The sequence below is a fragment of the Brevundimonas sp. FV2ps16 genome, assembly GCF_058681075.1.
Map to the genome: position 1 here is coordinate 2,881,337 of NZ_CM178728.1, position 20,872 is coordinate 2,902,208.

18 protein-coding genes are annotated in these 20,872 nt (G+C 66.0%); 3 read left to right on the forward strand and 15 right to left on the reverse strand.

Features of this window, described 5'->3' with window-relative positions; genetic code table 11:
- Positions 1 to 9 precede the first annotated feature (9 nt).
- The 10 genes from bamA to ACW170_RS13970 form a co-directional block, all read right to left on the reverse strand.
- Positions 10 to 2,409 carry an outer membrane protein assembly factor BamA gene (bamA, locus tag ACW170_RS13925; protein WP_492087240.1) on the reverse strand — a complete coding sequence of 800 codons (2,400 nt, stop codon included), beginning with the start codon at positions 2,407 to 2,409 and terminating at the stop codon, positions 10 to 12.
- Between the two features lie 29 nt (positions 2,410 to 2,438).
- Entirely contained in the window at positions 2,439 to 3,656 is a 1,218-nt protein-coding gene (locus ACW170_RS13930; RefSeq protein WP_492087241.1) for a M50 family metallopeptidase, read from the reverse strand.
- A 24-nt stretch (positions 3,657 to 3,680) separates the two neighbouring features.
- Positions 3,681 to 4,877: a 1-deoxy-D-xylulose-5-phosphate reductoisomerase gene (gene dxr / locus ACW170_RS13935; protein WP_492087242.1), complete on the reverse strand. Its 1,197-nt coding sequence runs from the start codon at positions 4,875 to 4,877 to the stop codon at positions 3,681 to 3,683.
- On the reverse strand, positions 4,874 to 5,695 hold the full coding sequence (locus ACW170_RS13940) for a phosphatidate cytidylyltransferase (RefSeq protein WP_492087243.1): 822 nt from the start codon (positions 5,693 to 5,695) through the stop codon (positions 4,874 to 4,876). Before ACW170_RS13940 ends, dxr begins: the two co-directional genes overlap by 4 nt.
- Complete coding sequence (uppS, locus tag ACW170_RS13945; protein WP_492087244.1) at positions 5,695 to 6,453, reverse strand: polyprenyl diphosphate synthase; 759 nt, start codon at positions 6,451 to 6,453, stop codon at positions 5,695 to 5,697. Before uppS ends, ACW170_RS13940 begins: the two co-directional genes overlap by 1 nt.
- Before the next feature lie 37 nt (positions 6,454 to 6,490).
- On the reverse strand, positions 6,491 to 7,048 hold the full coding sequence (gene frr / locus ACW170_RS13950; protein ID WP_492087245.1) for a ribosome recycling factor: 558 nt from the start codon (positions 7,046 to 7,048) through the stop codon (positions 6,491 to 6,493).
- Positions 7,049 to 7,087: 39 nt separating this feature from the next.
- Positions 7,088 to 7,822, reverse strand: a complete 735-nt coding sequence (pyrH, locus tag ACW170_RS13955; RefSeq protein WP_492087246.1) for a UMP kinase — start codon at positions 7,820 to 7,822, stop codon at positions 7,088 to 7,090.
- Between the two features lie 125 nt (positions 7,823 to 7,947).
- The gene (gene tsf / locus ACW170_RS13960; RefSeq protein ID WP_492087247.1) at positions 7,948 to 8,889 is read right to left on the reverse strand and encodes a translation elongation factor Ts; all 942 of its coding nucleotides are present in this window, start codon (positions 8,887 to 8,889) and stop codon (positions 7,948 to 7,950) included.
- Between the two features lie 143 nt (positions 8,890 to 9,032).
- Complete coding sequence (gene rpsB / locus ACW170_RS13965; RefSeq protein WP_267513682.1) at positions 9,033 to 9,917, reverse strand: 30S ribosomal protein S2; 885 nt, start codon at positions 9,915 to 9,917, stop codon at positions 9,033 to 9,035.
- 224 nt (positions 9,918 to 10,141) lie between these two features.
- Positions 10,142 to 10,735 (reverse strand): DUF4142 domain-containing protein, encoded by a 594-nt coding sequence (locus ACW170_RS13970; RefSeq protein WP_492087248.1) that lies wholly within the window; start codon positions 10,733 to 10,735, stop codon positions 10,142 to 10,144.
- Positions 10,736 to 11,155: 420 nt separating this feature from the next.
- Here ACW170_RS13970 and ACW170_RS13975 point away from each other — a divergent pair, with 420 nt between their 5' ends.
- Together ACW170_RS13975 and ACW170_RS13980 are read left to right on the forward strand one after the other, a co-directional pair.
- Complete coding sequence (locus ACW170_RS13975; protein ID WP_492087249.1) at positions 11,156 to 11,575, forward strand: hypothetical protein; 420 nt, start codon at positions 11,156 to 11,158, stop codon at positions 11,573 to 11,575.
- A complete protein-coding gene (locus ACW170_RS13980) occupies positions 11,572 to 12,369 on the forward strand; it encodes a M23 family metallopeptidase (protein ID WP_492087250.1) in 798 nt (265 codons plus the stop codon). Before ACW170_RS13975 ends, ACW170_RS13980 begins: the two co-directional genes overlap by 4 nt.
- Positions 12,370 to 12,375: 6 nt before the next feature.
- Here ACW170_RS13980 and ACW170_RS13985 read toward each other — a convergent pair whose 3' ends face one another.
- Entirely contained in the window at positions 12,376 to 12,867 is a 492-nt protein-coding gene (locus ACW170_RS13985; protein WP_492087251.1) for a DUF3224 domain-containing protein, read from the reverse strand.
- A complete protein-coding gene (gene dnaE, locus ACW170_RS13990) occupies positions 12,867 to 16,325 on the reverse strand; it encodes a DNA polymerase III subunit alpha (RefSeq protein ID WP_492087252.1) in 3,459 nt (1,152 codons plus the stop codon). Before dnaE ends, ACW170_RS13985 begins: the two co-directional genes overlap by 1 nt.
- A gap of 362 nt (positions 16,326 to 16,687) precedes the next feature.
- On the opposite strand from dnaE, the gene msrA reads away from it, so the two are divergent.
- Entirely contained in the window at positions 16,688 to 17,305 is a 618-nt protein-coding gene (gene msrA / locus ACW170_RS13995; protein WP_492087253.1) for a peptide-methionine (S)-S-oxide reductase MsrA, read from the forward strand.
- Between the two features lie 41 nt (positions 17,306 to 17,346).
- Here msrA and ACW170_RS14000 read toward each other — a convergent pair whose 3' ends face one another.
- The 3 genes from ACW170_RS14000 to proS are packed head-to-tail and all read right to left on the reverse strand — an operon-like array spanning position 17,347 to position 20,640.
- The gene (locus tag ACW170_RS14000; RefSeq protein ID WP_492087254.1) at positions 17,347 to 18,048 is read right to left on the reverse strand and encodes an ABC transporter ATP-binding protein; all 702 of its coding nucleotides are present in this window, start codon (positions 18,046 to 18,048) and stop codon (positions 17,347 to 17,349) included.
- Complete coding sequence (locus tag ACW170_RS14005) at positions 18,041 to 19,327, reverse strand: lipoprotein-releasing ABC transporter permease subunit (RefSeq protein ID WP_492087255.1); 1,287 nt, start codon at positions 19,325 to 19,327, stop codon at positions 18,041 to 18,043. Before ACW170_RS14005 ends, ACW170_RS14000 begins: the two co-directional genes overlap by 8 nt.
- Entirely contained in the window at positions 19,324 to 20,640 is a 1,317-nt protein-coding gene (gene proS, locus ACW170_RS14010) for a proline--tRNA ligase (protein ID WP_492087256.1), read from the reverse strand. The genes ACW170_RS14005 and proS overlap by 4 nt, the downstream gene beginning before the upstream one ends.
- Between the last annotated feature and the right edge of the window lie 232 nt (positions 20,641 to 20,872).

The following is a 20,872-nucleotide window of genomic DNA, read 5'->3' on the forward strand; positions in this document are numbered from 1 at the left end:
GTCGCTTCCTTAGAACTGGGTGGAGGTCGAGAAGCGGAAGGATTCCGTCTTGTCGTAGTCTTCCTTGGAAAGAACCTTGGAGATGTCGAACCGGATCGGACCCATCGGCGACTTCCAGTGGATGCTGATACCGGCAGAGGCCCGCAGCGACAGTTCGTCGGCGATGCTGGTGTCCACCGTGCCGGTGGAGGTCAGCTTATACCGGTCGTCAAGGACTCCCAAGGTGCCGACGTCGGCGAACAGCGAGGTCTTGATGCCGTACTGTTCGGGCAGATAGTTCGGCAGGGTCAGTTCGACCGTGCCGATGGCGTAGAAATTGCCGCCCAGCGCGTCGGTCGTATCCAGGTCGCGCGGCCCCATGCCGGCCGTCTCGAAGCCGCGGAAGCTGTTGCCGCCCTTGAAGAAGCGGTCGTTGATCCGGATCGGATCGCCGTTCCAGCCGCTGATATAGCCGGTCGAACCCTGAACGCTGACGACCCACTGCGGCGTGAAGCCATAGTACCAGGCGGCGTCAGCCTCGGTCTTCACATAGTTCACGTCCCCGCCCAGACCGGCGAAGTCTTGGCGCAACGAACTGGACCAGCCACGCGTCGGCCGAACCGGGTCGTTGGTGTAGTTCATCTGCAGCGTATAGCCGATCGACGAGTTGATATAGCTGCCGACCTGATCGCAAAGGGCCGACGAACCGCTGCCGGTCGTGGTGCAATAGCCGGTCGGCACGATGATCTCGTCCGACTTCAGGAAGTAGCGGGTGCTGAGCAGCATATTGCCGTTCAGCGGATAGGACAGCCGCAGGCCGCCGCCGGTCGAGCGGTAGTCGTACGACGAATATTCGCTGAGGTCGTAGCGCGAGTGGAACAGGTCCCAGCCGGCGCGCAGATCGCGGCCCAGGAACTTGGGCTCGGTGAAGCGGAAATCGACCTGCTGGCGCAGCGAGCCCCATTCCATCCGGGCGACGACATTCTGGCCACGGCCGCGGAAGTTACGCTCCGAGATGCCCAGGTTGACCGTGAAGGAGTCGACCGAGCTGAACCCGGCGCCGACGGAGAGCTCGCCCGTGGGCTGTTCCTCGACATTGACGTTGATAACCGAACGGTCCGGCGCGCTGCCGCGCGTCTCCTCGATCGTCACATCCTTGAAGAAGCCGAGTGCGCGCAGATTGTTGCGCGACCGCTCCATCAGGGCGCGATTGAAGGCGTCGCCTTCGGTCAGCATCAGCTCGCGGCGGATCACCGGGTCGATGGTGCGGGTATTGCCGACCACATTGATGCGGTCGATGTAGACGCGCTGGCCTTCGGAAACGTTGAAGGTGACGTCCACCGTGTCGGTGTCGGGATTGGCCTTGTAGGTCGGATTGATTTCGACGAAGGCGTAGCCGGCCGATCCGGCGGCGAAGGTCAGAGCGTCGACCGCTTGCTCGATCTTGTCGCTCTCGTAGAGCTGGCCTTCGCGGATCGGCACGAGCGCCTTCAGGAACTGGGCGTTCAGGCGGTCATTCTCGGTGATGACGTCGACCTTGCCGAAATTGTACTTGTCGCCTTCGTTCAGGGTCAGAGTGATCTGGAAGGCCTGGTCATCCGGCTGCAACTCGGCGACCGACGAAATGATGCGGAAGTCGTAATAGCCGCGGTTCGTATAGAATTTCCGCAGCTGCTCCTGGTCATAGTCCAGGCGGTTCGGATCGTAGTTGTCGTTGCTGGAGAAGAACTTCCACCATTGCGAGCGCTCCGTCACCATGACGTCACGTACGTCATTGTCGGAGAAGGCCTGGTTGCCCAGCACATTGATGGCGCTGATGCCGGTCTGGGGACCTTCGTTGATCTCGAAGATGACGTCGACGCGGTTCTGCTCAAGCTGGACCAGCTTGGGGGTCACGGTCGCGGAAATACGGCCTTGCAGGCGATACAGTTCGACGATGGCGCCCACGTCTTCCTGCACCTTGGCGCGGGTGTAGATGCCGCGCGGCTGAAGCGTGACCTCCTTGGTCAGCTTGTCCTCGGACAGGGCGCTGTTCCCCTCGAACACCACCTGGTTGATGATCGGGTTTTCGACGATCTGGACGATCAGGTCGCCGTTCTGGACGCCGAGCTGCACGTCGGCGAACAGGCCGGTGCGCGACAGGGTCCGCACTGCGACGTCCAGCACCTGGGCGTCGACATTGTCCCCGGGTCGGATCGGCAGATAGGACAGGACCGTCGTCTGGTCGATCCGCTGCGCGCCCTGGACCAGGATGCGGTTGACGGTCAGCGTTTGAGGCGCGGCGATCTCCACGCGTGGCGGCTGCCCATCGGCAGGCGCCGGAGCCGATTGCGCCAGAACGGGGGCTCCGAGCCCGGCGGCGACGGCCAGCGCCAGGAGGCTGGAACGGGCGCCCAGTCGGACGGCGGCGCGAGATTTCATGTCGTTCATTCTGAAAACCATCGGGGGCTGGCGTCGGCTCACGAGACGAGCCCGCCGAGGAATTGGAAGATGTTGAGCTTCTGTAGGTCGTTCCACGTCGCGAACAACATAAATCCCGCCAGAAGCGCAAGACCTGCGCGATAGCCCATCTCCTGATACCGCGCCGCCACGGGCCGCCGGGCTACGGCTTCATAGCCGTAGAAAAGCAGATGGCCGCCGTCCAGCACAGGAATGGGCAACAGATTTAGAAAGCCGATTCCGATCGAAAGTATGGCGGCGAAGGTTGTCAACGTCAGCAGAAGATTGATCGCGATGGCGCCGGGATCGGGATTGGCCTCGACCGCAGCCGTCGTCAGAGACCCCGTCGCCTTGGCTATGCCCAGCGGACCGCTGAACTGATCGCCGGACTCACGCCCTGTCGCCAGACGTCCAAGATAAGTCAGGGTTGATCCGATGACATCGCCAGTCTGGCGCACGCCCTCGGCCACAGCCTCGACCGGGCCATAACGGACATGGCGCAGATCACCGGGCGCCGGCGCGAGACCCAGGCCGATACGGCCGACCTTGACCCGCCCTGCGATGGGGTCGTTTTCCTCGCGACGTTCGGGCGTGGCCGTCAGTTCAACAGCCTGTCCCTGACGTTCAACGGTGAAACGAACCGGATCGCCGCTCGACAACATGACGGTTCGCGTCACCTCGCCGCCGTCCTTGATCGCCTTGCCGTTCACGCCGGTGATCAGGTCGCCGACCTGAAAGCCTGCAGCTGCGGCAGGCGAACCGGCCTGGACCTGAGCCACGCGCGCGGGGCGAAGCTGCGTGCCCACGCTCATGAAGACGATCGCGAAGATGGAGATGGCCAGTATGAAGTTGGCCATCGGCCCCGCCGCGACGATCAGAGCGCGCTGCCATACCGGCTTGAAGTGAAAATAGTCACGCTCGGCGCCCGGCCCGCCCTCGGCGATCACTCGCTGGCGCAGTTCAGCCAACCCCGCCTGGTCAGGCACGCTGGAAGCGTCCAGATCGCCTGAAAACTTCACATAGCCGCCGAGCGGCATCCAGCCGAACCGCCATTCGATCCCGTGGCGATCCGTGCGGCTGAAGATCGCCTTGCCAAAGCCGATAGCGAAACGGTCCACCTTCACGCCGAAGGCGCGGGCGACCAGGAAGTGACCCAGCTCATGGATGGTGACGATGAAGGTCAGCACCAGCAGGAACGGCACGATGTAGATCAGGATCTGACCCAGGGCGCCCAGCATTGTAAAATCGTCTCCCCAGGCCGATCAGGCCGCGTTCGCCAATCCGGCGATTATAGCTCCAGCCATGAATCGGGCCTCGGCATCGACCGAAAGGGCCGCGCCACAGGCGTCTCCAGAGCCGAAAACCATCCCCGCTTTCGTCGCACGCTCAAGGGTTTCGGCGACGACTGCGGCAATATTGAGAAAGCCCAGCTTGCGGTCAAGAAATGCGAAGGCCGCCACCTCGTTGGCGGCGTTGAACACGGCTGGGGCGGCGCCCCCTGCGGCCAACGCCTGGCGCGCCAGATCCAAGGCCGGAAACCGCGCCAGATCGGGCGCTTCAAACGTCAGCCGCCCCAAGGCGGCCAAGTCCAGCCTGGGTGCAGGCCAGGCGATCCGATCCGGCCAGGCCAGGGCGCAGGCGATCGGCGTGCGCATGTCCGGGGGCCCCATCTGGGCCAGGGTGGAACCATCCACATATTCCACAAGGCTGTGGATAATCGACTCCGGGTGCACCACCACGTCGATCCGCTCCTGCGGCATGGCGAACAAATAGGCGGCCTCGATCATCTCCAGGCCCTTGTTGGCCATGGTGGCGCTGTCGACCGAAATCTTGGCGCCCATGCTCCAGTTCGGGTGGGCCACGGCCTGTTCGGGCGTGACGCCCGCCATCTGGACGAGCGACGTCTGCCGGAAAGGACCGCCGGACGCCGTCAGCACCAGTTTCGCTACCTGTTCGGGCGCCTCGGCGGGAAAGACCTGGAAGATGGCCGAATGCTCGGAATCGACCGGGATCAGCCGCCCCCCTGCCCGCTTGACCCGCTCGATCAGCGCCGGTCCGCAACAGACCAGGCTCTCTTTGTTGGCCAGAGCCAGGACCGCGCCTGTGTCCGCCGCAGCCCAGGCCGACTTCAGACCCGCCGCACCGACGATCGACGCCATGATCCAGTCCGCCGGCCGCGTCGCCGCCTCGACGATCGCCGCCTCCCCCGCCGCCACGGCCACGCCGGTTCCCGCCAGGGCGTCACGCAGATCGTTCAGCTTCGTCGGATCGGCGGTGACCGCCAATTTGGGCTTCCACCGTCGCGCCTGCTCGGCCAGCTTTGCGATATTGGCGCCCCCTGTCAGGGCCTCTACTTCGAAACCGCCCGTGCCCGTCGCCTCGGCCTGATCCATCAGATCCAGCGTCGATGAGCCGACCGAGCCGGTCGAGCCCAGAACCGTGACGCGACGACGGATCAAGACGCGCCTCGTTCCAGAAGAACCACCAGCAGACGGCCGGCCGCCACCACCACCACGGCGAACATCAGTCCATCGACGCGGTCCAGCAGCCCTCCGTGCCCAGGAATGGTGTTGCCCGCGTCCTTGACCCCGAACCGCCGCTTGAGCCCGGATTCCCAAAGGTCGCCCGCCATGGTCGCCAGCGCCGCCGCCAGCCCCAGGATCGCGCCCCAGAAAATCGTCAGCCGCCCCATGTCGAACCAGGCCGTCAGCACGGCGCCGGCGACTGCGCCCGCCAAAATGCCGCCGACGAAGCCGGACCAGGTCTTGTTGGGCGAGTAGCGCGGCCACAGCTTGGGACCGCCAAAGGTCGATCCCGCTAGATAGGCCAGGATGTCCGCCGACCAGGTGACGGCGAAGACCAGCGCCGTCCAGTGCAGCCCGACTGGGCTTTCGCCGTCACGCAGCCAGATCAGCAGAACGGACGGCCAGCCCAGATAGAGAACGCCATAGGCCGCATCGATCGCCTGCTGTCCCTGTTTGCGGGCGTAGAGGCCTGCCGCAGCAGCGCCGAACACCAGAACGACGAAGGCCACGGACATGACGCCGAAATAGGCGCTGACGACCGAGGCCATGACCGCGATCGCGACAGCGACGCCAACCGGGCGTCGGGCTCTCGGCGCGCTCATCGCCCCCCATTCGAAGGACAACACTACGCTTGCGGCCAGAACCAGCGCCAGGAACCAGACGCCGCCGAACCAGGTGGCCGCGACGGCAGCCGGAGCCAGCACGGCGGCCGACGCCGCCCTCAGCGCGATATCACGTCCCTTGACCGCCATCAGGCCGGCACACAGGCGGCTAGGGGATCTCGTCCGCCATAGCGACGCTCACGTTGGGCGAAGGCGGCGACCGCTTCTCCCAAGGCCTTGGGGCCGTAGTCGGGCCAGAGGATGTCCTGGAACACCAGCTCGGCATAGGCGGCTTCCCAAAGCAGGAAGTTCGACAGCCTCTGTTCGCCCGACGTCCGAATGATCAGATCCAGCGGCGGGGACCCGGCCGTGGCCAGCCCGGCGGCGAAATTCTTTTCGTTCAGCGGCTCGGTCGTCTCGCCTGCCAGTATCCGTTCCGCATGCCGCTGCGCAGCATCCACCAGATCGGCTCGGCCGCCGTAGTTGAATGCGACCTGAAGCATGAACTTCTCATTGTGGGCCGTTTGCGCCTCGGCCTTGTCGATGATCGCGGCGATGTCGGGCGGCAGGCCCTCGCGACGCCCCAGAATGCGCAGACGTACGCCCGCCTTTTCCAATCGCGCCAGATCGCTGGCGACATAGGTCCGCACCAGTCCCATCAGGTCCGAAACCTCGTCGGCGGGACGGCTCCAATTTTCGGTCGAGAACCCAAAGACGGTCAGGCAACGAATGCCGAAGTCCGGCGCGGCCTGGATCGTCCGTTTCAACGCCTGGACGCCCTCGCGGTGGCCCAGCGCGCGCGGCAGCCCCCTCGCCTTCGCCCAGCGGCCGTTGCCGTCCATGATGATGGCGACATGGCGCGGTCCATCCGGACCCGGGCCTGAAGGCGCGGCGCTGTCTGCCGTCATCTGTCGTTCGATCCCTTCAAGCCCAAGTCGATCCGCCTCAGACCTGCATGATCTCTTGTTCCTTGGTCTTCAAGGCCTCGTCGATGCGCTTGATGGCGGCGTCCGTCTCCTTCTGGATGTCCGCCTCCAGCTTCTTCTGTTCGTCCTGGCTGATATCGCCGGCCTTCTCGGCCTTCTTAAGATCGTCATTGGCGTCGCGGCGCACGTTACGCACGGCGATCTTCTGCTGCTCAGTGTATTTGCCGGCCAGCTTGACCAGGTCCTTACGGCGCTCCTCGGTCAGGGGCGGCACAGGAATACGCAGGGTCTGGCCGTCGACGATGGGGTTCAGGCCCAGGTTGGCGTTGCGAATGGCCTTTTCAACGGCGATCACCATACCCTTGTCCCAGACGTTCACGGAGATCATCCGCGGCTCAGGCACGCTGATGGCGGCCACGGCCGACAGCGGCGAGGCCGATCCATAGGCCTCGACCCGCACGGGCTCCAGCAAGCCGGCGTTGGCGCGTCCGGTGCGCAGGCCGCTGAACTCTTCCTTCAGCGCCACGACCGCCTTCTCCATGCGATCGCGATAGGTTTTCACTTCGGGCTTGGCCATGGTCTTGGTCTCTCTTGTCTTGAACGGTCGTCCGAACGATCAGGCGGGGTCCTGAATGATCGTGCAGGTGCCTTCGCCGGTAAGGGCCCGGCGAAGGGAATCGTCTTCCCGGATCGAGAAGACGACGATCGGAATGCCCGTGTCGCGCATCATGGCGATGGCGGAGGCGTCCATGACCCGCAGATCCTTGGCCAGGACGTCCTGATAGGTCAGGGTCTCGTACCGGGTCGCGGTCGGGTCCTTCTTGGGGTCGGCGGTATAGACGCCGTCCACGCTGGTTCCCTTCAGCAGGGCGTCGCAACCCATTTCGGCGGCGCGCAGGGCGGCGCCTGAGTCCGTGGTGAAGAAGGGCGCGCCGACGCCGGCGGCGAAGATCACCACCCGGCCCTTTTCAAGATGACGCAGGGCGCGACGGCGGATGTAGGGTTCAGCGATGGCGGCCATGGGAATGGCGCTCTGCACGCGCGTCGAGACGCCGATCTTCTCCAACGCCGACTGCATCGCCAGGGCGTTCATGATGGTCGCCAGCATGCCCATATAGTCGGCCTGGGCGCGCTCCATGCCCGCAGCGGCCTTGGACAGGCCGCGGAAGATGTTGCCGCCGCCGATCACCAGGCAGATCTCTACGCCCTCGGCGGCGACCTGCGCCACGGCCTTGGCGACCGTGTCCACGGTCTTCATGTCAACGCCGAAGGACTGATCGCCCATCAGCACTTCGCCGGAAACCTTAAGCAGGACGCGTTTGTAGCGGAAGTTCGGGGGGGCGTCGGGCATGCGGGTGGGTCCGTTGTCTGCGGCGCCGTTGAATCAGGCGACTTCTTATAGACGAAGGGCGCGCCGACCATCAAAGCCGAACGCGCCCTTATGATAGAAATCCCTCACGAATGAGGGAGTGAGGCTTAGTTGCCGCCCATCATCGAGGCGACTTCGGCCGCGAAATCGGGGCCTTCGACCTTCTCGACGCCTTCACCCAGCGCCAGGCGGACGAAGCCGGCCAGGTGCAGGTTGGAGGAGCCCAGTTCCTTGGCCGAGTTGGCGACCAGCTGTTCGATGGTCACGTCCGGGTCCATCACGAACGGCTGCTTGGACAGCACCACGTCCTTCTGGAACTTGTTGATCTGGCCTTCCACGATCTTGGCGATCATGGCTTCCGGGCGACCTTCTTCCTTGGCCTTTTCGGTCAGAACGGTGCGTTCCTTCTCAATGGCGGCAGGGTCCAGGTCGTCGGTGTTCAGCGACAGCGGGGCGGTCGCAGCGACGTGCATGGCGATCTTGCGGCCCAGTTCGCGCAGAGCGGTCTTGTCGCCCTCGCCTTCCAGAGCGACCAGCACGCCAATACGGCCCACGCCCGGCGAAACCGCGTTGTGGACATAGGTCGAAACGACGCCTTCCGACACCGACAGGCGGGCGGCGCGGCGCAGTTGCATGTTCTCGCCGATGGTGGCGATCATGTTGGTCACTTCGTCCTGGACCGTCTTGCCGACTTCCAGCTCAGCGCCGTGAAGGGCCTCGACCGAGTGATGCTCCAGGCCCAGTTGGGCGAACGACTTGGCGGCGTTCTGGAACAGCTCGTTGCGGGCGACGAAGTCGGTCTCAGCGTTGAACTCGATGGCGGCGGCGACTTCGCCCTTGCCGTCTTCCTTCGACGCGACGGCGACCAGGCCTTCAGCGGCGACGCGGTCGGCCTTCTTGGCGGCCTTGGACAGGCCCTTGGCGCGCAGCCAGTCGATCGCTGCTTCGATGTTGCCGTCGTTTTCGACCAGCGCCTTCTTGCAGTCCATCATGCCGACGCCCGAACGCTCGCGAAGTTCCTTCACGAGGGCGGCAGTGATCTCGGCCATGTTCTTCTCCTTGGGGGATTTCGTATGTGGGAACGGCCGGGCTGACTTAGCCCGGCCGTGTGTCAGTTCAAACCACGGCCTTCATATTGCGCTATTGCTTGCCGCAAGGCGGCTCGCTGCTTTAGCGCGAAGGCCGTCAGGCGTTAGCCGGCAGCCTGTTCGGTCTCGACCGCGTCCAGGGCTTCGGTGTTGGCCGAGGTGTCGTCCGAGGCCAGCAGTTCAGCAGCGACTTCTTCCGTGCCGGCCGGCGCGGCGTCGGCTTCGACCGGGGTCGAGGCTTCACGCAGCATGGGCTCTTCCGGATTGATCGCAGCGCCCAGGTCCACGCCCGAGGCGGAGGCGCCGGCGGCCAGGCCGTCCAGGACGGCGTCGGCGATCAGGTCGCAGTAGGTCTGGATGGCGCGGGCGGCGTCGTCGTTGCCCGGGACCGGATAGGTGATGCCGTCCGGATCCGAGTTGGTGTCCAGGATGGCGATGATCGGGATGTTCAGCTTGCGGGCTTCCTGGATCGCGATCGCTTCCTTGTTGGTGTCGATCACGAACATGATGTCCGGGATCGAACCCATGTCCTTGATGCCGCCCAGCGACAGTTCCAGCTTGTCCTTCTCGCGCTGCAGGTTCAGCAGCTCCTTCTTGACGCGGCCTTCGCCGCCGTTCTCGAGGATGCCTTCCAACTCGCGCAGACGGGCGATCGAGCCCGAGACGGTGCGCCAGTTGGTCAGCGTGCCGCCGAGCCAACGGTTGTTCATATAGTACTGGGCGCAGCGCTTGGCGGCTTCGGCGACCGGATCGGCGGCCTGACGCTTGGTGCCGACGAACAGAACGCGACCGCCTTTGGCGGCGACGTCACGCACAGCCACCAGAGCCTGGTGGAACAGCGGCATCGTCTGCGACAGGTCGATGATGTGGATGTTCGAGCGCGAGCCGAAGATGTAGCGGTCCATCTTCGGGTTCCAGCGGTGCGTCTGGTGGCCGAAGTGGGCGCCCGCTTCCAGCAGGGTGCGCATCGAGAATTCAGGCAGAGCCATGATCGTTAGTTCCTTTTTCCGATCAAACGTGGCGCGGGGATTAAAGGTCTGAGGACCCTCGGAATGGAGCGTGTCGGGATGTCTCCCCGAAACGCGCCTCGCCCGCGTTGCGAAGTGCGGGGGCCGTTTAGGCGGGATGCGCCAAAATAGCAAGCGCTGCGCCCACAAAGACGAAAGGCGGCCCCTTGCGGGACCGCCCTCGTCTTGTGAACCCGGAGATCAAACTACATGGCGTTGACCAAGGCCTGGGCCCGGTCGCGATGCTTCGTGATGGTGGGGATCATCTCCCGCGCCAGGGTCGCCAAGGCCGGGGCGTCGGAGTTGTCCGAGAAGCCGTTCAGCAGCGTCAAAGTCTCGTTGTGAGCGGCCACCTGCTGATCCAGATAGACCCTATTAAAATCGTCAGGCGCGGCGGCGTTCAGATTGTCGATCATGCCCTGGCGGCGCTGATCCAGCATCGTCGGCATGGTGACGTCGGGCGCAGCGGTGGAAGCCGTTGACCGCAGCTTTTCGCCGGCGGCCGTATGGTCCTCCTCGATCATCGAGGCCAAAGCCTTGACGTCGGCGTTATTGGACTTGGTCTCGGCGATACGGGCGGCCTCGATCTCGTACATATTGCCTTCCGCCAAGTTCGTGACGAAGCCATCGACGGTGTTGGCGCCCAGAGTGGCGGCGGAGGTCTGCCCGACCATGCCGGCGGCTGCGTCCTGCGTCGCGTTGACAGCCTCGCTGGTGTTCTGAGCCGCAGTGTCGTCGCCCTGGTTACAGGCCGCAAGAAGAGCCAGCGACGCGGCGCCGGCGATGAGAATATTCTTCATTGGTTGTCTCCCTTGAGACCCTCAAAACCCCTCCGCCACAACGAGGTTCCATGATTTCATAAGCTTAGCCATATTCCGATCCGAGCATTCCGACTCTCGCCCACTTCAGCAAACAGTGATATTTTCATCTGAAGAATGGGGGATGCAGCTATGGCTTGGCGGGCCAGCCTAGGGGCGATTTTTGCGGCGGCGGCCCTCGGGGCCGGCGTCGCTTGGACACAGGCGCAGCCTGAGCAGGCGAACCGACCGCCACCCGCTGGCCCGACGCCGGCGGAGGTTCCCCTGTCCCCCAGTCGCGCGGACCAGGCCGCAGTCGCTATCGCGCGACAGGATCCGCTGGCAGGGCGTCTTCGAAGCCTTCTAGGCCAGGACAGAGCAACGGCGCCGCTCTTATCGCAGATCGAAGCCTCGCCCGTACCGGTGCTTGGCCCCGCCGATCCCAGCCTGTTACGCAGCGCCCGCTTCTATCCGGGCGACCGCCAGTACACGCTGGTGGTCCGCAAAGAGGGCTTGATCGTCGAGATTTTCGGCTCGATCCGCGCCCTTCAGTCACCGACGGGCGTTGCGCCGCCCGCCCCCGTCGCCGTCACCCCGCAAACTCGAGCCTTGGTGCGTGCGCCCGCGCCTGCGCCGGCCGCACGCGCCTTGGCGGCGGAGCGTGGCCTCACACAGGTCCATACCGAACAGACGGAATATGGGGTCGACGTCGCCTTTGTCCGGTTCGGCGCCGCCTATAATCTGACCTTCGTCTGTGACTCGATGGGACCGCCGGACTGTACGGAGGCGGCCGCCTTGGCCTTCGCTGCGTCTCTGCAACTGCTGGGCGGAGGCGGACAGTGAAACGTCTGGCCATCCCTGCCCTTCTGCTGCTCGCCGCCTGTTCACCATCGGGCTGCGGCCAGACGACGCCCCCGGCGGACGCCCCGGCGACGCCGTCCGCGCCTCCCGTCGCGCCGGCTGAACCGCAGCCCACTCCGCCGGCGCCGGAGCCCATCACCTGGCCGCACGAACCCGCCGGGAGCCTTTACCCAGGGTCTGGGGCCGGGGCGACGGATGTCACCCTGTGGGCGCCGGGGATGCGGTTTCCCATGGAGGCGGCGCCGGCCTTCGCCAACTCGCAGGTTTACGGGTACGGCGGCTATCAGGCGCCGGGGCCCGGCGGGCAGTGCGACAGTCGGAACTACGACTATCCGTGGCGGGACAATTTCTGCGAAAGCCGGTCTTGGACCAACGGCATGTGCCCCAGCGGCAAGGGGCACCAGGGGCAGGACATCCGGCCCTCGACCTGCGTGAAGAAGGTCCATGCCGTGGTCGCCGCCGAGTCCGGCACGGTGACTTCGATCGGCAGCTACACCGTCTTCATCCAGGGGGCGAGCGGCCGGATCTATCGCTATCTGCATATGGACATGCCTGGGGTCCGGGCCCTGATCCATGAGGGGCAGGCCGTGACCCGGGGGCAGAAGATCGGCACGGTGTCGGCCGACTTCGGCGGCAACGCCACGACGATCCATCTGCACTTCGAGATCAAGGCACCGGTGACCTCGGGCGGGTCGACGGCGGTGATCTTCGTGCCGGTCTATACCAGCCTGGTGGACAGTTATGGACGGCTGCTGAACACCCCCGGCGAGGCCTGATCCCCGTCAAGGGGCGTCGGGCAGGCTGTATTCCAGGTCGTAGCGGTGTTCGCCCTCGACGATGGTCAGATGGAAGACGCCGCTGATGCCGGCCAGTTCACCCTCGCCCGAGCCGGGGACGATGGTGATCAGGAGGTCCTGCGCGCCGGCGTCCATCACGCCGCGATGGACCATGGCGAAGGCCCCACGGCGGCCGTCCAGCACGCCCGTCACCCGCTCCATGGCGACATAGGCGCCCGATCCACCGGCCAAGAGGCCGAGCATCTCGCCCGAACCGCCGCCTTCAAACGCGCCGTGGAAGGTCTTGGCCAGCAGCATGCGGCCCGGGGCGCCGGCGGGCGCGTCCGGGTCTGGCTCGACGGGCGTGATCTGGACGTCGAAGGTTCCGACGGCGTGGGACATGACGGGGCTCCTGACGGCGGGCGCAGCCGCGGTCGCGATGGGGGCGGGATCGGAGGCAGCGGACAAGAGGGCGGCGGTCAGGATGAGGGCGATCATCAGGCCTCCTCCAGCATCAGCACGCCCGGGGCCGACTTCAGCGCGCCGCGCAGGGCGCCGTCGAGCCGGTAACGGCCGGGCAGTTTGACCTCGACCTCCTGAAGCCCCTCCAGCGAGGCGATCAGCGAAATCTCGCCGCCCTTGCCGATGGTGCCCGAGCGCGCCCGTTCCAGACGCGCCTTCAGGGCGTCGGCATCGGCGGTGCGGGCCGAGACGTGGATGCGAAGCCCGATGTTCGCGTCGTCCAGCAGATTGTCCATCTGGCTGGCGTCGTCGCCGAAGAAGCGCACCTCGCCTTCGGACGACTTGGCGCGGACCCGCACCATGACCGAGGCGCCCGGCTCCAGCACCTCACGGCATTTGCGCAGCTGTTCGGGCGGGAACAGGCATTCGAACTCGCCGGTCGGGTCCGAGAAGGTGACGAAGGCGAACTTCTCGCCGGTGCGGGCGCTGGCGCGTTCCTGTTTGCGGCGCACCACCCCGGCCATCTGGAAGGCCTCGTGGCCCGACTCCGCCAGGGGAATGGCCTCGGCGACGAAGGTGACGCGTTTGCGCTTCAGGGCCGAGGTCATCTCGTCCAGCGGGTGGCCCGACAGATAGAAGCCGACCGCGGAGAGTTCATGGTCCAGCCGTTCCGGCCCGACCCAGGGTTCGACGCTCTTCAGGCGGGGCCGCCCCACATGGGCCTGATCACCGCCGAATAGGGAGACCTGGGACGAGGCCCGCTCGGCCGCCACGCTCTGGCAATAGGCCATCAGGACGTCGGCCTGTTCGACCAGCTGGCGGCGGTTGGGATGGATGCTGTCGAAGGCGCCGGCCTTGGCCAGGCCTTCCAACGCGCGCTTGTTGACGCTGCGCGGATCGACCCGTTCCAGGAAGTCGAAGATGTCGGCGAACCGACCGCCGGTCTGGCGCACCTCGATCACATGGCGCATCGCCTCGAGCCCGACGTTGCGAATGGCGCCGAGGGCGTAGAGGACCACCCCCCGGCTGTCGTCCCAGGCCACGTCGAAGTCGGCCGAGGACCGGTTCAGATCGGGCGGCAGCACCGGCACGTCGAACCGTTTGGCGTCCTGATAGAAGACCGCCAGCTTGTCGGTGTTCGACAGGTCCAGGCTCATCGACGCGGCGAAGAATTCAACCGGGTGGTTGGCCTTCAGCCAGCCCGTCTGGAACGAGATCAGCGCATAGGCGGCGGCGTGCGACTTGTTGAAACCATAGCCGGCGAACTTGGCCACCAGGTCGAAGATCGAGCCGGACTGGGTCTCGGGGACGGTCTTCTCCAGGGCGCCCTTGACGAAGCGCGCCCGCTGGAAGTCCATCTCCTCCTTCTTCTTCTTGCCCATGGCCCGACGCAGCAGGTCGGCCTCGCCCAGGCTGTAGCCCGCCAGGATCTGGGCGATTTTCATCACCTGTTCCTGGTAGATGATGACCCCATAGGTCTCGGTCAGCACCTCTTTCAGACTGGGGTGGAGATAGTCGACCTCGGCCCGGCCGAACTTCCGGTCGATATAGGTGTCGATCATCTCCATCGGCCCCGGCCGATACAGCGAGATCAGGGCGGTGATCTCCTCGATGGAGCCGCAGCGCATCTTGCGAAGGGTGTCGCGCATGCCCTGGGATTCCAGCTGGAACACCCCGACGGTCTGGCCCGAGGCCATCAACTCATAGGTGCGGGCGTCGTCCAGCGGCAGGCCGCTCCAGTCCGGCGCCGCGCCGCGCCGCTCCAGATAGCCGCGCGCCCGGTCCAGCACGGTCAGGGTCTTCAGGCCCAGGAAGTCGAACTTCACCAGCCCCGCCGGCTCGACCCATTTCATGTTGAACTGGGAGGCCGGAATGGTGGAGCGCGGATCCTGGTACAGGGGCACCAGTTCGACCAGGGGCCGGTCGCCGATGACGATGCCGGCCGCGTGGGTCGAGGCGTTGCGGTACAGCCCCTCCAGCTCCAGCGCGGTTTCCAGCAGGGTGCGGACCGCCGGCTCGGCGTCCCTCGCCTCTTTCAGGCGCGGCTCAAGGTCGATGGCCTGGGCCAGGGTGACGGGCGCGGCCGGGTTGTTCGGCACCATCTTGCAGAGCCGGTCCACCTGGCCCAGCGGCATCTGCAGCACCCGGCCGACGTCGCGCAGCACGGCGCGCGCCTGCAGGGTGCCGAAGGTGATGATCTGGGCGACCCGGTCCTTGCCGTAGTGGGCCTGGACATAGTCGATCACCTCTTCGCGCCGCTCCTGGCAGAAGTCGATGTCGAAGTCGGGCATGGAGACCCGTTCGGGGTTCAGGAACCGCTCAAACAGCAGGCCGAACCGCAAGGGGTCCAGATCGGTGATGGTCAGGGACCAGGCGACCAGAGACCCGGCCCCGGAGCCCCGCCCCGGCCCCACCGGAATGCCGTGTTCCTTGGCCCATTTGATGAAGTCGGACACGATCAGGAAATAGCCGGGGAAGCCCATCTGCTGGATGATGCCGACCTCCCACTCCAGCCGGCTCCAGTATTCCTCGACCGGCACGGCCGGCGTGATCTGGCTGAGACGGACCTTCAGTCCCTCGCGCGCCTGGTGGGCCAGTTCGTCGGCCTCGGACCGCCCCGCCCCAGTGTCGAAGCGCGGCAGGATGGGGGCGTGGGTCTTGACCAGGAAGGCGCAACGCCGGGCGATGTCGATGGTGTTGTCGCAGGCCTCGGGCAGGTCGGCGAACAGGGTCCGCATCGCCTCCGCCGACTTGAACCAGTGTTCCCCGGTGATGCGGCGACGGTCTTCCTGGCCCGTGAAGGCGCCGTCGGCGATGCACAGCAGGGCGTCGTGGGACTTCGCCTGGGCCGCCTTGGCGTAATAGACGTCGTTGGTGGCGACCAGAGGGACGTCGTTGGCATAGGCCCATTCGACCAGACCCGGCTCGGCCCGCCGCTCGTCGTCCAGGCCGTGGCGCTGAAGCTCGACGTAGAAGCGGTCGCCGAAGACGGATTTCATCGTCGCCAGGGCGGCCGCCGCCTCCGCCGTCTTGCCCTGGGCGAACAGGGGATCGACCGGGCCGTCCGGTCCACCCGACAACAGGATCAGGCCTTCGGACCGCGCCACGATCAGGCTCCAGGCCACGCCGGGCTCGGCCATTTCGCCCGCGTCCAGATAGGCCGAGGACGACAGGGCGCACAGATTGCGCCAGCCCGCCTCGTTCTGGGCCAGCAGAACCACGGTCGGCGTCTTGGCCCAGCGGGCGGCCTGCTGGCCGCCGATGCCCAATACCGGAAGCGCGCAGGCGACGATCGGCTGGACGCCTGCGTCCTTGGTGTACTGGCTGAACTCAAGCGCGCCGAACAGATTGGACCGGTCGGCGATGGCTACGGCCGGCATGCCGGCGTCCGCCGCCAGCTTGCCCAGCTTGCCCGCCTTGATCGCGCCTTCCAGCAGCGAATAGGCCGAGCGGACCCGCAGATGGACGAAACCCTGACCTTCTGCCGCGCTCACCCGTCCACTCCTTCAGCTAGACCGCAGATTAAGACCCCGACTCGGTCAGCGCACCAATGGCGGGTCGCATCATGTCGTAAAAACAGGGTGACAAACCGCCAAACCGCCAAACATGCAGTTAGACCGAGGTGACCATCAGGGCCGCCTGCCAGGCCATCCAGACGAAGCCGCCGCACGATGCAAGCGACAGCATATCTCTCATCAAACGCGGCATGGTCTTATCCCCAGGTCGATCAATGTTCCTGACTTGTTCTATGTTCTCTCATTGTTCTCGTCAACCCCCGCTCTTAGCCCCAGGCGGGACGGGTTGAAACCAATCGCCCCGGCGCGTCGTATGGGCTTTGCAGAAAGGGAGATGTCCCATGGCCAAGACCCGCACCTTCGCCGCCGCCCTGGCCCTGTCGCTGATCGCCGGCCTGTCGCCGCTGGGCCGCGCCGACGCGCAGAACCCGCCCGCCACCCAGACCGCCGTCTTCGCCGGCGGCTGTTTCTGGTCCGAGGAAAAGGCGTTCGACGGCCTGCCCGGCGTTCGTTCGGCGGTGTCGGGCTTCGTCGGCGGCCAGACGGCCAACCCGACCTATGCGCAGGTGGTGCGCGGCGGGACCGGCCATATGGAGGCGGTCCAGGTGACCTTCGATCCGCGCGTCGTCAGCTATCGCGCCCTGGTCGACCGCTACTGGCGCACCATCGATCCGACCGATCCGGACGGACAGTTCTGCGATCAGGGCCCGTCGTATCGCGCGGCCGTCTTCGCCACGGCGGATCAGCGCGCGGCGGCGGTCGCGTCGCGCGACGCGGCGATGCGGGTCTTGGGCAAGAGCTTCACCACCCCGGTCGTCGGCGCTCAAAGGTTCTGGCCCGCCGGGGCGGAGCATCAGGACTACGCCCGCCGGCACAGCGCCCACTACGAAGCCTACCGCCAGGGTTGCCGCCGGCCCCAGCGGCTGCACGCCATCTGGGGCGACGCGGCGGTGGGGTGAGGCGGACAGGTCTTCAATAAGCCTGGCTCAGTAGGCCTGGCTCAGTAGGCCTGGCTTTCGGCGGCCCGCTCTTCCAGATGGCCGTCCTTCAGGGCGAAGACGCGGTCCATGTGGCCGGCCAGTTCCATATTGTGGGTGGCGATCAGGGCGGCGACGCCCGTGGTCTTGGCCAGGTCGCGAAGGGATTCGAACACGGACTGGCTGGTGGTCGGGTCCAGGTTGCCGGTCGGTTCGTCGGCCAGCAGCAGGCGGGGCTTGTTGGCCAGGGCGCGAGCGATGGCGACGCGTTGTTTCTCGCCGCCCGACAGTTGCGCCGGCTGGTGGGTCAAGCGTTCGCCCAGGCCCAGGGTCGTCAGCGTCTCTTCCGCCTGGGCGCGGGCCTTGGCGAGGCTCATGCCCGCGATCCGCATCGGCAGGGCGACATTGTCGCGGGCGTCAAACTCGGCCAGCAGATGGTGGAACTGATAGACGAAGCCGATCCGCGACAGGCGCAGATGGGTGCGGGCGCGCTCGTCCAGATCGCCCACCATCTCGCCGTCGATGGCGACCGTGCCCTCGGTCGGCTTTTCCAGCAGGCCGGCGGCGTGCAGCAGGCTGGACTTGCCCGAGCCCGAGGGACCGATCAGTCCGACCATCTCGCCGGGCATGACGTCCAGATCGACGCCCTTCAGCACGGTCAGGCCGCCGTTGGCGGTGTCATAGGTGCGGGTCAGGCCGCGCACCGACAGGATGGGACTACTCATAGCGGAGCGCCTCCACGGGATCGATGCGAGAGGCCGTCCAGGACGGCGGCAGGCTGGCCAGGCAGCTCATGCTGAAGGACAGCAGGGCGACCCAGGTCACGTCCATTGGATCGACCAAGGCCGGGATGGCGTCCAGTTGATAGACGTCCGCGTTGAACAGCTGCACGCCCAGCACAGCCTCGATGGCGTGCTGGATGGCCCCGATGTTCCAGCAGAACAGCAGGCCCAGGGCCAGACCCGCCAGGGTGCCTGCGACGCCGATCATGGCGCCGGACATGAAGAAGATGCGCAGGATGGCCGACGGGCTGGCGCCCACCGTCCGCAGGATGGCGATGTCGCGCGTCTTGTTCTTCACCAGCATGACGATGCCGGAGATGATGTTCATGGCGGCGATGGCGACGACCAGGCCCAGGATGATGCTCATGGCCACCCGCTCGACCCGCAGGGCGCCGTAGAAGGCGGCCAGGCGCTCGCGCCAGTCGCTGATGACCGAACCCGGGCCGGCGGCGTCGCGGATGGCGGGGGTCAGGTCACCGACGCGGTCGGGGTCGTCGACCTTGATCTCGATGGCGTCCCAGACCCCCTCCTTGCCGAAGAAGAGCTGCTGCTGCTCCAGCGGCATGAACAGGAAGGCGCGGTCGAAGTCGGCCGTGCCCGAGCGGAACAGGCCGCCGACGAAATAGGTCTTCTCAAGCCCGCCCAGATTGCCGAAGGCGCTGTCGGCGCCGGTCGGCGAATAGAGGGTGACGGGGTCGCCGACCCGCAGGCCCAGGGAGTTGGCCAGAGCCGCGCCCATCAGGATGCGGTCGCCGCCGTACGCGCCCTTGCCGAAGTCGGCCCGTTCCTGGGGCGTCAGGCTGTCGAACACATATTTGGTGGTGGCCAGATCCTGGGGCCGCACGCCGCGCACCATGGCGCCCGTGGTGAAGTTGCCGACCCGGACTAGGCTCTGGCTCTCGTTCAGCGGGGTGACGCTGACCACGCCGGGCACGTCGGCGATCCGCTTCAGGGCCGCGTCCCGGTCTTCCGACGTCAGCACCGGGCCCTGGACGTACATATGGCCGTTGAACGACAGCATCCGCCCCAGCAGTTCCGAGCGGAAGCCGGCCATGATGCTCATGACGCTGATCAGGACCGCGACGGCCAGCATGATGCCGATGAAGCTGATCACCGCGATGGTGGCGACCCCGCCCTCCTTGCGCTTGGCGCGCAGGTAGCGGAGGGCCAGGCCGATCTCCCACGAGGAGAAGGCGCCGGAAGGACGGGACGGCAGGTTCAAGCAGCCAACCTTTCGAGGGCTTCGGCCAGGGGAACGGACACCTTCTCGCCGGTGGCGCGGCGCTTCAGCTCGACCACGCCGTCGGCCAGGCCCTTGGGACCGATGGTCAGCTGCCACGGTACGCCGATCAGATCGGCGGTGGCGAACTTGCCGCCCGGCCGTTCGTCGGTGTCGTCGTACAACACGTCCTTGCCCAGTTTTTCCAGCTGGGCGACAGCGTCCTCGCAGGCGGCGGAGACGGCGGCGTCATTGGCGCGCAGATTGATCACGACCACGTCGAACGGGGCCACGGCGTCGGGCCAGATGATGCCGCCCTCGTCGTGGCTGGCCTCGATGATGGCGCCCAGCAGGCGCGACACGCCGACGCCGTAGCTGCCCATATGGACATTGGCGTCCTGGCCGTCCGGCCCGGCGACCTTGGCCTTCATCGGCGCCGAATATTTCTCGCCGAAATAGAAGATGTGGCCGACCTCGATACCGCGCGCCGACAGGCGGTCGCCCTCGGCGGTCTCGGCCTCGAACCGGGCTTCATCGTGCATTTCCTCGGTCGCGGCGTAGAGCGCGGTTCGTTGGTCAACGATTGACTGAAGGTCGTCCCAATCCACATCCGCACCCGGCGCCGGCATTTCGACCAGGGCCTTGTCGCAGAAGACCGCGCTCTCGCCGGTCTCGGCCAGGACGATGAATTCGTGGCTCAGGTCGCCGCCGATCGGGCCTGTGTCGGCGCGCATCGGCACGGCCTTCAGACCCATACGGGCGAAGGTGTTCAAATAGGCCACGAACATGCGGTTGTAGGCCTTGCGGGCCGAGGCCTCGTCCACGTCGAAGGAATAGGCGTCCTTCATCAGGAACTCGCGGCCGCGCATAACGCCGAACCGGGGCCGGCGCTCGTCGCGGAACTTCCACTGGATGTGAAACAGGTTCAGCGGCAGCGACTTGTAGGACTTCACATAGGCGCGGAAGATGTCGGTGATCATCTCCTCGTTGGTCGGGCCGTACAGCAGTTCGCGCTCATGACGGTCGGTGATGCGCAGCATCTCGGGGCCGTAGGCGTCGTAACGCCCAGACTCACGCCACAGGTCGGCCAGTTGCAGGGTCGGCATCAGCAGTTCGACTGCGCCGGCCCGCTGCTGCTCTTCCCGGACGATCTGCTCGATCTTGCGCAACACCCGCAGGCCCAGCGGCAGCCAGGCGTAGATGCCGGCGGCCTCCTGCTTGATCATGCCGGCGCGCAGCATCAGCTGGTGCGAGACAATCTGGGCGTCCGAAGGGGCTTCCTTCAGCGTGGGCAGGAAAAAGCGCGACAGGCGCATGATGGGGAATCCTAGGCGTAGAGACAGTCCAAGGCTTTAGCCGCTGGACCGGGGCGAAAGCTAGGCCGGGTTGGGGATATTCGCGTCTCGCCTCCCACGACCGTCTTGCCGTCGCACGCCCTCATCCCGCCTAACGCCCTCTCTCTTTGCGCATACCCTCCGTCCCCAGATTACGAAAACTTCATGCGACAGGGCGCCGCACCGGCGCGAAGGTGCCGCCGACCAAAATCGG

Excerpts from the sequence above, each read along its gene's own strand:
- bamA (WP_492087240.1), bottom strand. The coding sequence starts at position 2,409 with ATGAACGACATGAAATCTCGCGCCGCCGTCCGACTGGGCGCCCGTTCC.
- ACW170_RS13930 (WP_492087241.1), bottom strand. The coding sequence starts at position 3,656 with ATGCTGGGCGCCCTGGGTCAGATCCTGATCTACATCGTGCCGTTCCTG.
- ACW170_RS13940 (WP_492087243.1), bottom strand. The coding sequence starts at position 5,695 with ATGGCGGTCAAGGGACGTGATATCGCGCTGAGGGCGGCGTCGGCCGCC.
- uppS (WP_492087244.1), bottom strand. The coding sequence starts at position 6,453 with ATGACGGCAGACAGCGCCGCGCCTTCAGGCCCGGGTCCGGATGGACCG.
- frr (WP_492087245.1), bottom strand. The coding sequence starts at position 7,048 with ATGGCCAAGCCCGAAGTGAAAACCTATCGCGATCGCATGGAGAAGGCG.
- pyrH (WP_492087246.1), bottom strand. The coding sequence starts at position 7,822 with ATGCCCGACGCCCCCCCGAACTTCCGCTACAAACGCGTCCTGCTTAAG.
- tsf (WP_492087247.1), bottom strand. The coding sequence starts at position 8,889 with ATGGCCGAGATCACTGCCGCCCTCGTGAAGGAACTTCGCGAGCGTTCG.
- rpsB (WP_267513682.1), bottom strand. The coding sequence starts at position 9,917 with ATGGCTCTGCCTGAATTCTCGATGCGCACCCTGCTGGAAGCGGGCGCC.
- ACW170_RS13970 (WP_492087248.1), bottom strand. The coding sequence starts at position 10,735 with ATGAAGAATATTCTCATCGCCGGCGCCGCGTCGCTGGCTCTTCTTGCG.
- ACW170_RS13985 (WP_492087251.1), bottom strand. The coding sequence starts at position 12,867 with ATGATCGCCCTCATCCTGACCGCCGCCCTCTTGTCCGCTGCCTCCGAT.
- msrA (WP_492087253.1), top strand. The coding sequence starts at position 16,688 with ATGGCCAAGACCCGCACCTTCGCCGCCGCCCTGGCCCTGTCGCTGATC.
- ACW170_RS14000 (WP_492087254.1), bottom strand. The coding sequence starts at position 18,048 with ATGAGTAGTCCCATCCTGTCGGTGCGCGGCCTGACCCGCACCTATGAC.
- proS (WP_492087256.1), bottom strand. The coding sequence starts at position 20,640 with ATGCGCCTGTCGCGCTTTTTCCTGCCCACGCTGAAGGAAGCCCCTTCG.